The organism is Bacillus sp. B2-WWTP-C-10-Post-4, assembly GCF_009183805.1.
Taxonomy (GTDB): Bacteria; Bacillota; Bacilli; order Bacillales; family Bacillaceae_G; genus Bacillus_A; species Bacillus_A cereus.
Window position 1 is genome coordinate 1 of record NZ_WEII01000050.1, and the last position, 14426, is coordinate 14426.

The window sequence follows — 14426 nt, forward strand, 5'->3', positions numbered from 1 at the left end:
CATGTATCATATCTTTAATACACTAAGTTAATTATTTTATATATTCACTAAAAAGGATGCATCAAAATCATTTTTATACATCTTTTTTAGTGAATATATACTACATTTCCTCCCTCTTAATCACATTGAAATACTATTTTATTTCTCGCACATTCCCCTTCACTTTCTCAATAATATCTTCTATACGCTCCGCTATACATTCCGGCTCCCATTCTCCCTCACCGTGCATAGCTGTATAAACTGGACAGTTCTCATCATTACTATCTACAAAAATCGGGTCTCCAAGATATGAATCTATCCCTATTACAATCCATCCTTCTTTCCAATCTCCTTCTTCATTCCCGACTAAGCTTTGTCCTTCTTCATCAAAACTATAACCAAGTTGCCCTTCTTCTATTTCTTCACTATTAAACAATTCTATCGTCATAGGTTCAGATTCATACTCTAGCTCAATTTCATTATCATCAGCACGATCTACATGTGCTAAAAGTTGTTTAATTTTATTATGGTTAATCAAGATATCTTCTCCATTCTATCTTTTAAAAATCTAATTTTATTCATAATGAGCTGCCGCAAGTAACATTTGAGCAATAAACTTCCATGAAATATTTTCTGGAAACTTCTCTCCTTGATTTATATAAACCGATTCACAAGAACCTAACCAACTATTTAATGCCTCTAAATAAGTCTCTACCTCTACATTCTCCCATTCATCTCTATTCACTTTAAAATCCTTTTGGAGGTATACAAGAAATTTTAATAAATCTTCTTTAGAATTTACGTGATCGAGGTATTCATACACATCCATACTCCGTCCCTCCCTCTATTGCATGTTATCTAAACTAACTATAATATATGACATAAGATTCTTAAAACTATTATTTGAGGTGATCGAATATGAAGAGTACAATTTGGGCAGACGATGACTATTTAAAACTAGCACCCATTAACGATGAACTAATCAAAAAAGCAGAAGAAGTACTGAACGTAAAGCTTCCAGAATCATATATAAACCTTCTAAAAGAACAAAATGGGGGAACTCTTCGTCTCGATGTTCACCCTACTTCAAAGCCAAATTCTTGGGCAGACAATCACGTTAATGTATCTGGTTTATATGGTATTTCTTTTGATGAAAATGAATCTAGTATTTTAGAGAGCCGCTATTTAATTCGAGAATGGGAAATGCCTGAGAATATCATACTTTTATCTGGTGATGGACATACATGGATTGCATTAGACTATCGAAATGTAGCTGAAAATCCTCCAGTTATATTTATCGATAATGAGTTTGAGGAAATTATTGAATTAGCACCTAACTTTGAAAGTTTCTTACAAAACTTAACTACTTATGAATATGACGAAGAATAAGCCTGGCTCTAAAAAGGAACAAGATTTTATTACAAATTTACACGCCACTTTAAAACCACTCGGCTTTAAGAAAAAAAGACATACATTTTTCAAAGCTGAAAACGGATTTTATAAGCTCATTAACATACAAAAAAGCCAGTTTGGAGATGACTTTTATATAAATATAGGAGTCCACCCTATCGGTCTCCCGCAGCTTATTACGAACCAATTACAAATAAAAGAAAACATTTCAATATTCGATTGCATTCTACAAACGAGAATAGAGCCTATACATATCAAACAGAACCAGCTATTGCATAATGTTTCACATGAAACTATCAACATTCCGAATTACCTTTCTACTATTTTCGACTGGTTTCAAACGTGGACATCTTATGAAAATTTAGTGGAAATAAATATACATTCCATTAATCCAGTACTAGCTGTCGTTCCAATATTAGAAGAAAAAGCGTTTCTACTTCTTACTTGTTTTTCTTTCTACAAATTAAAACAGTACGAACAAGCTAATCGCTACTTACAGCAATATTTACATTGCACCGTGCATCTGAATACCAAGGAAAAAGAGCCCCTATTCTTTCACGAAGTTGATATGTATATGAAAAAACTAGTAGAAAGCACAATGTAATTTCACATTGTGCTTTCTACTAGTGCTTTATATTCTTCTTGTAACTTTTTAAATTGTTCTTCATACTTTTGCATCTTTACCATATCCGTTTTCGAATTAAGGATTGGTCTTCTTCTCCCAATCACCATTATATTCTTTCCCTCTATTGCATCGTTCATATATACGTAAGGTCTGAAAAATTCACATTTCGTATATGGCAATGCTACAGATAATTTTGCATACTCTTCCACCTTAAATTGATTAGATAAACTTAACTCTCGTAAATTTTTCAATTGGATTAAAGGTTCTAACGAATCATCTTTAACCTTTAAGTTCATAAGAGTAAGTTTTTTTAAATTCTGTAATGCAGCGAGTGGTTGTAAAGTTTGTACTTTCATTGCTGTATTTATCCCACCGCCCATGTAAAAGGTATTGAGTTGCGGACACTTACTTAAAGCACTTAAATCTTCTAGCTTAGAAAAATCATCAATTAATAAGGATTTGAGTTTTTTATTATACGCGATATCCCATAACGTCTTCGCTTTTGTATTCCAGCACATATACAACTGTTGTAAATCTGATAACTTCTGAAGGCCACTTAAATCCTCTATCCGCATTTCGTAAACATATAATATATCGGGACGAGCATACGAAAGAATATGTTCAAACTGTTTTTGATTTACTGCGAAAATCCATAATTTCTTAACTTGTAAAGATGCTAGTCGTTCTATATTTTTTGTTTTCCCCTCAATCGCTAATTCTTCTAAATTAGCAGTAACATTTTCCAAGTCCTTTATAATCCTCGGCTGCTCACCAATCGGAAACATTTTATCCTCTCCTACAAAGCCCAAGTAATATTCATCTCTTCAAAAGAATCCTTACTAACTTCCAATCCTTCACTATCATCCGTTCCGATCATCGCCACTTCTTCTTTAGACAACTTAATTTCCTCATTTGGCCTTTGGATTTTTTTCTCATACACGAGTTGTAAAAGCTCTATTTGTTCCTCTGTCAGTTCATACTCTTCTTCCAGTCTTTCCATTGCTGATTCTGTATCAAGTAATGGAATTTCTAATAAGAATCCACCGTGCTCTTCCATCTCTTCAAATGAATCAATTGAATACGCACCACTATCCTCAATCCAAAATGCAGTTGTAATAAAAGGAACTGTTTCGCCTTCTACTTCTTCTAATACGTATTGAAGTGCTTCTTCTTTCGCAATATCTATTACTTCCGAAGGTGCCCCTTCAAAATAACTTTTCGCATCAATCCACTCATCCATTCTCTCACTATTCACATCTTGAAGACATACAATCGTGTAATTCGGATGAAACGTAATTGCCCCTTGTCCGCCTTGGCTATCTTGCATACTATAGTTAAATCCATCCCATGAACTTTCATATGAGAAATCTGGACAATGCGCTACATTAATTGCATGGGCAATCGAATTTAAAACGCAGCCTTTCCATAATTGTTCTCTATCTATATGTAATTTATATTTACTCATCATCTTCCCCCATGCACATATTTTTTTCTATTATCTTTCCTCTACACAATACTTGTAAATACTTTTCTATCTACTACAAAATAAAAAAGACGCCTTTTTAAAAGGCGTCTTTTTATAGTTGAAAATTTACTAATAAATAAAACGAATTATTTAATAAATGAATCCCAATTGGAACGAGTAAATTCTTCGTTTTCTTATATGTGTATGCTAAACATATACCCATACCAAAAATATATAAAATACTACCTACTGTAAGGGGGTGCCCTAAAGTAAATATGAAAGCACTTATAGCAGCACTACTAAGTGTAGAGAAGCGCTGAGATAATTTCATAAAAAACATACCTCGAAATACAATTTCCTCCCAAATAGGCGCAAAAGTTGTGAGCACAACTACGTATAGAATGATTTCACTTGTAGTAGGTTCTATTACTATATTAGATTCATCCACACCAAGCCCATGTGGTAAAACTACATTTAATACCGCAAGATACATAAGCATTACAATCGTTGTTATTACTATCGTTACATAATGTTTAAGATTATTGAATTGTAATGATTTTATTAAATGTAAGCAGCAATTTCTTGCCGGTGCATACATTACGATAATCATACAAAACGTGAAAGGTGGAATAAGATGATCTACATACCATGGGTATAAGGAAGAATCATATAAAAGGTTCAAAAAACCAATTCCATGCATGACCCCAAAAATAATTAATAGAATGCTAATTACTTGGCGCATACTCATTTGTTCATTCTTTTCTTCATATGTAGCTAATTCCGTTTCCATTATATCCCCTCCAGTATAATTAAACCTTTTTAACCATTATATACCAAATAAAACGTAAAAAAAGACAATACCTCAACTGTATTGTCCATTTTCTTCCCTACCATTTCTCTCTACACATCTCAATTAAATGCAGTAAGTACCTCTTCGTCATATCTGCCCTTCTCCACCTTGAGAGCATTCGCTTTTCTTTTGGGTTCTGCCGTATTCTCGCTACTTCTTTTAATAAAAGCTCCCATTCTTCCGCTGAACGTTCTGACAAGTATTGCAAGCCTCTATCTTTTGAAACGATTGTTTTATGATCTAGTGTATATAAAATACGTCCCATCGTAACGACAGCTGATTCTACCCACTCTTCTATAAAAAATAAATATGGCTTCTTCGCCTTTTCACTCCAGTACTGTTCTACGTTGTATTTCATCGTATTTACTACATCATTCCATTGTATTTGCAGCGGAAGATCTTCTGCTTCTTTTCCTGTAACTGTAATGCCTTGATTTTTCAACGTCCACCATGTGACCGCATTAATGTCCCAATGACCAACATTAGCTTTACCATCTGCACAATACACGTACTCGTTCATTTCATCATTGTATTTCCCTAAGTCAGCAAGCGGAATATACATACCGTCCATTCTTTTACCTAGCATATTATCACTAAGTTTCTTATGTAGTTCCACAAGCTGCTGTTTTTCAGCTTCATTCACGGAATCATTTATCACTGTAACAAAATCAACATCGCTCGTTTCCTTATGAAATGCACCTAGTGCGATGGATCCGTAAATATATACCCCGACTATTTTTTCATCCAAAAAAATTTCTTTTAATTCTACTGTGTACCGCTCCATTAACTGCTCTACTTCCGTTGGTAACGCATGCTTCACTCCATTTTTCATATCTATCCCTCCAATAAAAAAAGCCTTTGCAAATTCGCAAAGACTTCTTGTTTTATAAATATTTCTCGATTTCTTCGTAAACATCCTTCAAACGAGGATTTCCTTCTCCAACAATTTCTCCATTTACAAGAACGACCGGATAAAATAAATCTTCTTCCACTACGCGCTCTGCGAATGCTTTTTTATCCGCATCTTCTTGTTCTTCTTGGAAATCAATATACTCGAAATTAAATTTATTTTCTTGTCCTTCATATTTACGACCAATTGCCGCTTGTAACCATTCAAACGTTTCTGTTGAAGATGGCATTCCAACGCAGCTCGCACAAATTACTTTCGTCCCATACACTTGAACATTAACCATTTCTTCTCCCCCACTTCTTGTCCCAACAGTATATTCAGATGTCTTATTACATAAGCACATCATTTTACAAACTTATTCCATACCCCTATACTGAAAAAACACGATACAAAATTTCGACAATAAAACAAGAAGAGAAAAAATAGATTTTCCCCTCTATCTTGATTATAATAAAACTGATGAAAGGAGTCGATAAAAATGGAAAACCCACATATGCAAGAACAAGTATTAGAAGTATTAGATAAATTACGTCCATTCTTACTTCGCGATGGCGGAGACGTTGAATTAGTAGACATTGAAGAAGGTATCGTAAAACTACGCCTTATGGGTGCATGCGGAAGCTGCCCAAGTTCTACAATCACACTAAAAGCTGGTATCGAGCGCGCGTTACTTGAAGAAGTACCAGGCGTTATCGAAGTAGAACAAGTATTTTAATTAAAAGCGGAAGCGGCTCTTTCAGAACAGGAGGTCATTGGAGCTCCTGACGAAGAGGCGCTTTTTGCCTCACAGGAAGAAGCGAAGCCACCGAACATTTTAGCCGCTGGAGCTGGATATTATCTAGCGGCTCGTTCAAAGTCACTTGCTAAAAGGAGACCAAATTTGGTCTCCTTTTTTATTCAAATCACATTTATCCGTTAACATCATAAAACAAAATTGGAAATCCCTCTCAAAAAATGCGATAATTAATACTATATAGTGAATCGTTCACACATATAAAGTAAAAAACATAGGGGGACGACAGATGCCAAAAATGGGGAACACTTTTTTAACAATTCAAGAACTAGAAAAGAAAAAAGAATATTTATTAGGCCTTTCATCCGTTATACCAACATGGAATACAAGCTATCAATTTTTATTTAAAGAAATTCAGCAAGAATTATTGGGTAAAGTAAATGAAAAACTCGAAGGGCATCAATTCGTTTTAAATATATGTGCAGATCAACAGGTAGGGGCATAATGTATTACATAAAATTGTGGTATATAAAAAAGAGACCTTACTCGGTCTCTTTTTTATATTTTTAAGATAACCAATCTAATTTTCTAATCCCGAGCTTATCTACTGGTAAACGAAGTGAACCATAAAAATGCTTCATAAATTGCTCTGAGCGGTTCACATCGTGTAAAATGGCTTCTAAGCGATCTCTATATATGCTTTTTTGTTCTTCGTTTCCAGTTTGGTAATATCGTTCGACCGTTTCAAAATAGTGCAGCGGGAACAGGAGCCTTGCAAATAATAAGCGCCAGCCAAATGAGGATAGCGAATAATTCCGTTCATAATCCGTAACAAATTGAACGATTGTTTGCTCCCAGTCTTTCTTTTTTTCTATCGTCATATGGCGGATCCATTCTGCAATATCTCGACTCGGGTGATCATACACCCAATCAAAAGGAAGTTTGAGACGCTTCGTTTGATGCCATAATAAAGGTGTGAATCGTTCTTGGCAAATTGTTGCTGCATCCGTTAGTTGCGGCGTATCATCCATTTCTGTATCGACAACATATTGAATGGCATTTTCTGCAACTCCTAAGTAATACGGGAAGGATTCAATAAACAATTGATCGAATACATCTGAAGGGTGGTTCATCACTTGTGATTGCCAAAACTTTTCTAATTGATCGAGCCTTTTTTCCCATAACGCTTTCCATTCACCAATTCGGCTTAATTGCTCAATTTCTTCTGGAAAGAATGCACCTCGTTTATGGAATATAGAAAGCTCACTTCCTAATGACATAGCATGTCGTTCTAACGTGCGCATACCTTTTAATAAGCAGTAATTTTGTTCTTCTATCTCACTTACATAGTAGCCGTGTATAGTCGGAACGAAAGTCGCTACAGTTATATCCCCTTGCTGGTTCATATAATCACTGAGCTTTTTCATCTCTACAAGTACTTCTTCCTCCATTTCTCCAATTGGAACAAGTACATAAATTTTGTTGCGAATCCAAAAGCTTTTATAGGGGCCAAGGGGGATTAATTCTTTAACATGCATGTGATAATGCTCATAAATATGCTGAATCATCGCAGTCGCCACCTATGGTTTTTCTTTATATATATGAGCTTGTGCTCGCCTTTCATTCCTATGCACATGATAAAGCAACGAAACGTATACAAATACTAAAAAGAAAAAAAGGTGATAAACATGAAAGAATCAAATCAACTACAAGAAAGAGCATTAAAACTATTACATGAACGCGGTGTAACAATTGACGATATTGCTGAACTTGTTCATTTTCTTCAAAAAAAATATCATCCAAATTTAGAGATGTCAGAATGCCGTTACAATGTAGAACGTGTACTATCAAAACGTGAAGTACAAAACGCACTGATTACTGGTATCGAGCTTGATGTCCTTGCTGAAAAGGGAATGCTAAGTGAACCGTTACAAGATATTGTAAAACGTGATGAAGGCTTATACGGAATTGATGAAGTTATCGCACTTTCTATCGTGAATGTGTACGGCTCTATCGGTTTCACGAACTTTGGATATATTGATAAATTAAAACCTGGTATTTTAGAATACTTAAATGATAAATCAACTGGAAAGGTGCATACGTTCCTTGATGATATCGTTGGCGGAATCGCTGCCGCTGCTTCAAGCCGTTTAGCGCACCGAGCTGAGCACTCAGAATAATAGTGTTTTCTAGGCCGTCAGGTTCATGCTGACGGTCTTTCATATTCCATCAGCATAAATTCTCTTCCGCGACTCAAAAAAATAGGCCCTTGCTTAAATCCGATATTTTTATATAACGTAATCGCTCTTGTATTAAATGTCGCTACGCTTAATCGAAACATTTTTGCATTAAACTCTTTCGTGGCAAACGCTATTCCAGCTTGGAAGAATTCTTTCCCCATTCCTTTCCCGGTTAACGCCGGCTTCATGCCAAGTCCGATATCAATCACATCTTCTCCACCATATAAATGAGCATCTCTTCCACCTGGTACTTGTGCATTTGCTCCAAAACAAAAATAACCGATGAAGTCTCCTTGATCATCACAACAGCCATAATACGTTCCATCTAATAGCTCTTCCATTACTTCTTTCTCGCCTGAAAAACTATATAAATTATATGGTTCCTCGTACGTCCAAGTATTTATCTCATTTGCTTCTTCCTCTGTTAATTTATGTATATCCACTTTCTCTTTCCCCCTATTATATTTCTATTAACAATATTCGATATTCATCTTATAATTCATCTTTCTCAATATATTTTTTTAATTTCTTGCTTCATTTTTATGGAAGATTTTTCTTATTATGTTACGATTAAACAGAATCATTATAAATAAGGTGGTGACAATTTGAATTACTTTTCTTATCTCTCCTCAGAAGAACGGCAAAATTTTTTCTATAAAGAACCTCTTAATTTTTCAAAAAATATAGGGAAAGAACAACTAGCTTACGCACTAGGTGCCACACTATATACTCCTGGCACGAAAGAAACGATTGCGGAAGATATAATTATAAGGAAACATGTGGATGCTATCTCAATTATTCTTTGTCTAGAGGACGCTATCAGCGATGAGGAAGTAAAACTTGCAGAGCAAAACATCGTCGTTCAAATACAGCAAATCGCTAACTTAGTCAGTGCCAACATACTAAATCAAGCAGACATCCCACTTCTTTTTATTAGAGTTCGACAGCCAAGTCAAATGAAGAAAATTGTTACTGAATTAGGTAGTGCTGTTCATTGTTTATGTGGTTTTGTCTTTCCAAAATTCACACCAATTAACGGAAAGACTTATATCGATCAGCTTGCATATATAAACGAGTTATACTCATTATCGCTATATGGCATGCCGATTTTAGAATCACCCGAAATTATGTATAAGGAAACACGGGCAGAATCATTATTACAAATAAAGGATTTACTAGATTCTTATCACGATTACATCTTAAATGTACGTATTGGTGCTACTGATTTTTCAAGTATATTTAGTATTCGGCGCAATAAATACACACCTATCTATCATATTACTGTTGTCCGTGATTGTATTTCAGACATTATTAACGTTTTCTCAAGGGCAACAAATGAATATATTATTTCAGGATGTGTATGGGAATATTTTTCTAATGATCATGAAGAAGGGCTTATTCAAGAGGTATCACTTGACCATGCAAATGGCTTAATCGGAAAGACAGTTATTCATCCATCTCATATTAAAGTTGTACAGGCAATGCACATTGTCACAATGGAAGATTATTTAGATGCGAGATTAATTTTACAAAATGCAGATACGTATAATGGAGTGCTAAAAAGCAGTTTTTCTAACAAGATGAATGAAGTAAAACCTCATTATGGCTGGGCTCGCAAAACCATTTTAAAATCTAATATTTACGGGGTGCTACATGAAAACAAACAATTCACCGATCTCCTTATTACAAACGCAAAGCAACACGTATAACGTTTTAAATAATATACAAGTTCATGTAGAAGTACGTGATAATCCATATAATTTAGCGCTAGACAATCTTTTTCAAATGGCTGCGAGAATAAATAAGAAACGTAGTTTTTTATTTGTGAGTACAATCCTTGGAAAGCATCTTCCTATTAAACCTGCAGTCTCTCTATCAAGTGGAGTTGCTCTCGCTGCAAGATATATGGAAATACTACATAATATTTCTCATCCATTTCAAAAAGAAATTTTAAATCTCATTTCATTAGAAATTGATGAAATCCCAGAGGAAGTATTTCGTTATCAATATCCTCTGCAACAAGAAGTTTTGTTCATCGGATTCGCTGAAACAGCGACATCACTTGGTCATTCTATGTTTCAATGCTTTCAAAATGCAAAGTATGTACATACAACTAGGGAATCGATACCCCACCTAGAATCTGTCATTACATTTGAGGAAGAACATTCTCATGCAACATCACACCGTTGTTATGTAGATGAAAGCTTTTTTCAAAACAACAATCCAATTGTTCTCGTAGATGATGAGATGACAACAGGAAAAACAGCATTAAATATTATTAGATCTATTCAAAATAAATTCCCACGAGAAGAATATATAATTGCTTCTTTGTTAGACTGGCGTTCTCATACTAATAGAAAACAATTTAAACAATTAGAAGAAGAACTTCAAATTAAGGTTCATGTTATTTCTTTATTAGAAGGCAGTATTCATACAACTGGCCAACCATTAAATATTGCAAAAAAAGAGATTCAAATTGAAGAAACAAAACCTGATTTCAAAAAACATACCCTTACCTGCCTAAAATCACCCTATACATCAAATTATATAAAATATACTGGGCGATTTGGCATTTCAGCATATGAACAAAAGCACATTCATTCTTTCGCCCAAGAAGCAGGAAAAACTTTAAAAAGAGAAAGAATGGGAAAACGAACACTCTGTCTCGGAACGGGTGAATTTATGTATATCCCAATGAAAATTGCTGCTGAAATGGGTGAAAATATTTTATATCAATCTACAACAAGAAGCCCTATCCATCCTGTTTCAAATGATGTGAACTACGCCATTCATAATCATTTCTCATATCCAAGTCCTGAAGATCCTACTATAACAAATTACTTTTATAATATTTCACCTCATGATTACGATGAAGCATTTGTTTTCATTGAGCGTGATTTAGGGGAAGAAGCCCTATCTCCTCTTCTACAGCAGTTACAAACAGTTATTCCTTTTATTCATATCGTCTCATTTTCAAATAGCATAGAAAAGGAAGGTTGATAATTATGGTAAAAGTAAATTCTCATATTAGTAGTTACAATCCAAATGATGCTATTTTTCTATTAAAAGATATTAGTGATTTAATGAAAGAAAGTTCCACGGAAACTAGAGAACAAGCAATTCAAGCTGGCACACATTATTCCGAAATGTTACCAATGGAATATAAACCCTCTAAAGCGTATATGGATTTATTCTTTTCTTCCCTGCAACAATACAAACACAAACTAGCCATCGCTGTTGGAGTTGTCGCCGAACAGATTATACAAACTAAAGGAACTAACCTTGTCCTCGTTTCATTAGCTCGTGCTGGTACACCTATTGGCATTCTTATCAAACGCTACATACGCTATCAATACAACCTTGATGTACCTCACTATTGTATTTCTATTGTTCGCGGACGCGGTATTGATGAAAATGCACTCCATTATATTTTGGAACATCACCCTAAAGAAACAATTCAATTCATTGATGGGTGGACTGGAAAAGGTGCAATAAAAAAAGAATTAGAATATGCAGTACACACATTTAACGAACGAAATAATACACACATTTCTCATTGTATGGCTGTACTTGCTGATCCCGGTTACTGTACTTCAATTTACGGTACACGTGAAGATTTTCTTATTCCTAGCGCTTGCTTAAATGCAACAGTCTCTGGACTAATTAGCCGCACTATACTAAATGACACCTATATCGGTCCAAATGATTTTCATGGTGTTAAATATTATAAAGAGCTAGAGCAAGAAGACTTATCAAATTTCTTCGTTGATGAGGTAACAGATTTATTCCCTTCTGTTCATTCTCATATAGATAATCAATTACGTTATATTACTTCAACTTACACTGATCCCTCTTGGCAAGGATTAAAAGATATACAGTCTATCCAAAATCACTTTGAAATTGACGATATTAACTTAATTAAACCAGGAGTCGGTGAAACAACTCGCGTATTACTCCGGAGAATACCGTGGAAAATTTTAATACGTAAGCAAAACAATCCCGATTTAAAGCATATTTTACTTCTTGCTAAAGAAAAGAATGTCCCTATTGAAATCTATGAGAATATGGCTTATTCATGTTGCGGGCTCATTAAGCCTCTTAAGAGGGAAACGATATGATTTTCGCCAGTGATCTTGATCAGACGCTTATTTATTCCCGGAAATCGTTTCGTGCCCCTATAGAAGATGAATCAATTCAACTCATTGAAACTTTAGATGGGAAAGAAATTTCTTTCATATCACATAAAACCATTTCACTACTAAAAAAATTGCAACTGCACTCACATTTCATCCCAGTTACAACAAGAACTATTGAGCAGTTTCAGCGTATTTCTTTATTCCAAGACGAAATCATTCCCGAATACGCCATTACAAGTAACGGCGGTAATATTCTTCATAACGGTAAACAAGATGGTACTTGGAACAGGATAGTAAAAGAAAGACTATCGTTTGAATGTATAGAGGGAAACGACATACTAAAGGAATTTGGACAAATAGCTCATAAAGATTGGGTTATATCACAAAAAACAGCTGATGATCTATTCCATTATTGCATTATTAAACGGGAGAACATTCCTTATGATGAATTATCATCTTTCACTTCCTGGTTAGACAAACAAGGCTGGAATCATTCACTTCAAGGTAGAAAGCTATACTTTGTACCAAAACCAATTAACAAATGGGACGCCGTGCAATATATAAAAGAAATTTTGCAAATAGATACGATTATTACAGCTGGGGATTCTTTACTTGATTTATGCATGCTTGAAAAGGCGAACCATGCCTTCGCACCACTTCATGGTGAGTTAGGGGCAATGCATGATAACTTACAACCTCATATTTTAAAAACAGACGCAATCGGCATATATGCCGCAGAAGAAATCGTAAATAAATCACTTCAAATTATTCACAGTTCATTACCTACCTCATGATCATAATATGCACAATTGCATACGCACCACAATTAAACAAATGGTACAATCTATTTGAATCGCTGTTGCTACACTTCTTGATTAAAGAAAAGGCGTTAACACGGAAATTAGCGTCTTATCAACCTCAAGCAATTGGCACATTTTGTCATCTTAAAAGACACTCCACGAGTGTCTTTTTTTCTATATCCAACAAGGACTTACTCATTTCAAAGTATAAATACATAAAATAATGTAAATCATTACACGCATGAATCACTTTCTAAAAGTTATAAAGTAGATTCAAAATAAAAAAGCACTCTTAACTAGAGTGCTTTTTACTTTCAAACAAGGAGGCTACATATATGGATAGTACTCTCGTATTTAACTTCGGCATTGGTATTGTCATTATTTTATTTGTCTTTTTTGTACTTTGTATGAGCGGGGTATAAAAAGGCGATTTTCGGGCGTCTTTTTATACATACATATGTATTACTTGACTTCTATAAAGGTAGTAACCATAATAGTTACAGATATACAAATAACTATTCACATATCCACAAATAGGAGGAAGAAAAATGAAACATGTAATCGTTTATGCACACCCGAATACAGAAAGCTTCAACCATGCGATTTTAGAAACGATAAAAAGTGAATTAGAAGGAAAAGGTCACGAAGTACGCGTTCGCGATCTATACGAATTAAACTTTAATCCAGTATTAGGCGCTTCCGATTTCATCTCATTTTCTAAAGGAAATACACCAGAAGATATTAAAGAAGAACAAGAACATATCTCTTGGGCTGACAGCATTACATTTATTTATCCAGTTTGGTGGGCGGGACTTCCTGCTATTTTAAAAGGATACGTTGACCGTGTGTTTAGCCATGGATTTTCTTATGCTTACGGTGAAAACGGCATTGAAAAGTTATTAAGCGGTAAAAAAGGATTGTTATTATCTACAATGGGTAATACGAAAGAGGCATACACAGCAGGCGGCATGTTTGATGCAATGAAGAAAACAGCGGATGTTGGTATTTTTGAATTTACAGGCATTGAAACAATTGAGCATACATTCTATACAAGTGTTCCTTCTGTGGATAACAGTGTGCGTAAGCAATATCTTGAAGAGGTTAAAGACGTTGTGAATCGTGCGTTCTAATAAAATTATATCAGTGATTTTCTAAATATATCAGCGCAACTCAGATTATATCAGCGATTTTCTAAATATATCGGCGCAACTCAGATTATATCGGCGATTTTTCAAATATATCAACTTACCGACAAAAATCGACACTAGTCACAACCGA

The 14426-nt window shown here is 34.7% G+C and carries 19 protein-coding genes; 10 read left to right on the top strand and 9 right to left on the bottom strand.

Annotation, left to right across the window (positions count from 1 at the left end):
* Positions 1-133 precede the first annotated feature (133 nt).
* Complete coding sequence (locus tag GBN78_RS18705; protein ID WP_000607080.1) at positions 134-517, bottom strand: hypothetical protein; 384 nt, start codon at positions 515-517, stop codon at positions 134-136.
* Between the two features lie 36 nt (positions 518-553).
* Complete coding sequence (locus GBN78_RS18710; protein WP_000383681.1) at positions 554-808, bottom strand: DUF7660 family protein; 255 nt, start codon at positions 806-808, stop codon at positions 554-556.
* An 89-nt stretch (positions 809-897) separates the two neighbouring features.
* Here GBN78_RS18710 and GBN78_RS18715 point away from each other — a divergent pair, with 89 nt between their 5' ends.
* Both GBN78_RS18715 and GBN78_RS18720 read left to right on the top strand, forming a co-directional pair.
* The gene (locus tag GBN78_RS18715; RefSeq protein WP_000843110.1) at positions 898-1368 is read left to right on the top strand and encodes an SMI1/KNR4 family protein; all 471 of its coding nucleotides are present in this window, start codon (positions 898-900) and stop codon (positions 1366-1368) included.
* A complete protein-coding gene (locus GBN78_RS18720) occupies positions 1355-1993 on the top strand; it encodes a DUF4304 domain-containing protein (protein WP_000164716.1) in 639 nt (212 codons plus the stop codon). Before GBN78_RS18715 ends, GBN78_RS18720 begins: the two co-directional genes overlap by 14 nt.
* A 2-nt stretch (positions 1994-1995) precedes the next feature.
* On the opposite strand, the gene GBN78_RS18725 is transcribed toward GBN78_RS18720, so the two are convergent.
* From GBN78_RS18725 to GBN78_RS18745, 5 genes are all read right to left on the bottom strand, one after another.
* Positions 1996-2799, bottom strand: a complete 804-nt coding sequence (locus GBN78_RS18725) for a leucine-rich repeat domain-containing protein (RefSeq protein ID WP_044584950.1) — start codon at positions 2797-2799, stop codon at positions 1996-1998.
* Between the two features lie 11 nt (positions 2800-2810).
* Positions 2811-3479 (bottom strand): hypothetical protein, encoded by a 669-nt coding sequence (locus GBN78_RS18730; protein WP_070184448.1) that lies wholly within the window; start codon positions 3477-3479, stop codon positions 2811-2813.
* Between the two features lie 112 nt (positions 3480-3591).
* Positions 3592-4269, bottom strand: coding sequence for a CPBP family intramembrane glutamic endopeptidase (locus tag GBN78_RS18735; RefSeq protein WP_000447119.1), 678 nt, complete (start codon positions 4267-4269; stop codon positions 3592-3594).
* Positions 4270-4366: 97 nt separating this feature from the next.
* On the bottom strand, positions 4367-5161 hold the full coding sequence (locus tag GBN78_RS18740) for a nucleotidyltransferase domain-containing protein (protein ID WP_001986998.1): 795 nt from the start codon (positions 5159-5161) through the stop codon (positions 4367-4369).
* Positions 5162-5213: 52 nt separating this feature from the next.
* Positions 5214-5522, bottom strand: a complete 309-nt coding sequence (locus tag GBN78_RS18745) for a YuzD family protein (RefSeq protein ID WP_000248588.1) — start codon at positions 5520-5522, stop codon at positions 5214-5216.
* Between the two features lie 195 nt (positions 5523-5717).
* Between GBN78_RS18745 and GBN78_RS18750 the strand changes: the two genes are divergently transcribed.
* Both GBN78_RS18750 and GBN78_RS18755 read left to right on the top strand, forming a co-directional pair.
* Complete coding sequence (locus GBN78_RS18750; protein WP_000431159.1) at positions 5718-5954, top strand: NifU family protein; 237 nt, start codon at positions 5718-5720, stop codon at positions 5952-5954.
* Between the two features lie 307 nt (positions 5955-6261).
* Complete coding sequence (locus tag GBN78_RS18755) at positions 6262-6477, top strand: hypothetical protein (RefSeq protein ID WP_016118827.1); 216 nt, start codon at positions 6262-6264, stop codon at positions 6475-6477.
* Between the two features lie 61 nt (positions 6478-6538).
* On the opposite strand, the gene yutH is transcribed toward GBN78_RS18755, so the two are convergent.
* Positions 6539-7540, bottom strand: a complete 1002-nt coding sequence (gene yutH, locus GBN78_RS18760) for a spore coat putative kinase YutH (RefSeq protein WP_000614218.1) — start codon at positions 7538-7540, stop codon at positions 6539-6541.
* A 120-nt stretch (positions 7541-7660) separates the two neighbouring features.
* Between yutH and GBN78_RS18765 the strand changes: the two genes are divergently transcribed.
* Complete coding sequence (locus tag GBN78_RS18765; protein WP_044584951.1) at positions 7661-8152, top strand: phosphatidylglycerophosphatase A family protein; 492 nt, start codon at positions 7661-7663, stop codon at positions 8150-8152.
* 23 nt (positions 8153-8175) lie between these two features.
* Here the strand turns inward: GBN78_RS18765 and GBN78_RS18770 are convergent, their stop codons facing one another.
* Complete coding sequence (locus GBN78_RS18770) at positions 8176-8655, bottom strand: GNAT family N-acetyltransferase (RefSeq protein ID WP_000351145.1); 480 nt, start codon at positions 8653-8655, stop codon at positions 8176-8178.
* 162 nt (positions 8656-8817) lie between these two features.
* On the opposite strand from GBN78_RS18770, the gene GBN78_RS18775 reads away from it, so the two are divergent.
* The 5 genes from GBN78_RS18775 (at position 8818) to GBN78_RS18800 (ending at position 14278) form a co-directional block, all read left to right on the top strand.
* Positions 8818-9921 carry an HpcH/HpaI aldolase/citrate lyase family protein gene (locus GBN78_RS18775; RefSeq protein WP_001106077.1) on the top strand — a complete coding sequence of 368 codons (1104 nt, stop codon included), beginning with the start codon at positions 8818-8820 and terminating at the stop codon, positions 9919-9921.
* Positions 9866-11212 carry a phosphoribosyltransferase family protein gene (locus GBN78_RS18780; protein WP_044584952.1) on the top strand — a complete coding sequence of 449 codons (1347 nt, stop codon included), beginning with the start codon at positions 9866-9868 and terminating at the stop codon, positions 11210-11212. Before GBN78_RS18775 ends, GBN78_RS18780 begins: the two co-directional genes overlap by 56 nt.
* 5 nt (positions 11213-11217) lie before the next feature.
* The gene (locus GBN78_RS18785; RefSeq protein WP_000241502.1) at positions 11218-12330 is read left to right on the top strand and encodes a cysteine protease StiP family protein; all 1113 of its coding nucleotides are present in this window, start codon (positions 11218-11220) and stop codon (positions 12328-12330) included.
* Positions 12327-13142, top strand: coding sequence for an HAD family hydrolase (locus GBN78_RS18790; protein WP_000575383.1), 816 nt, complete (start codon positions 12327-12329; stop codon positions 13140-13142). Before GBN78_RS18785 ends, GBN78_RS18790 begins: the two co-directional genes overlap by 4 nt.
* A gap of 554 nt (positions 13143-13696) precedes the next feature.
* Positions 13697-14278 (top strand): NAD(P)H-dependent oxidoreductase, encoded by a 582-nt coding sequence (locus GBN78_RS18800; RefSeq protein ID WP_044584954.1) that lies wholly within the window; start codon positions 13697-13699, stop codon positions 14276-14278.
* The last annotated feature ends 148 nt before the right edge of the window (positions 14279-14426 follow it).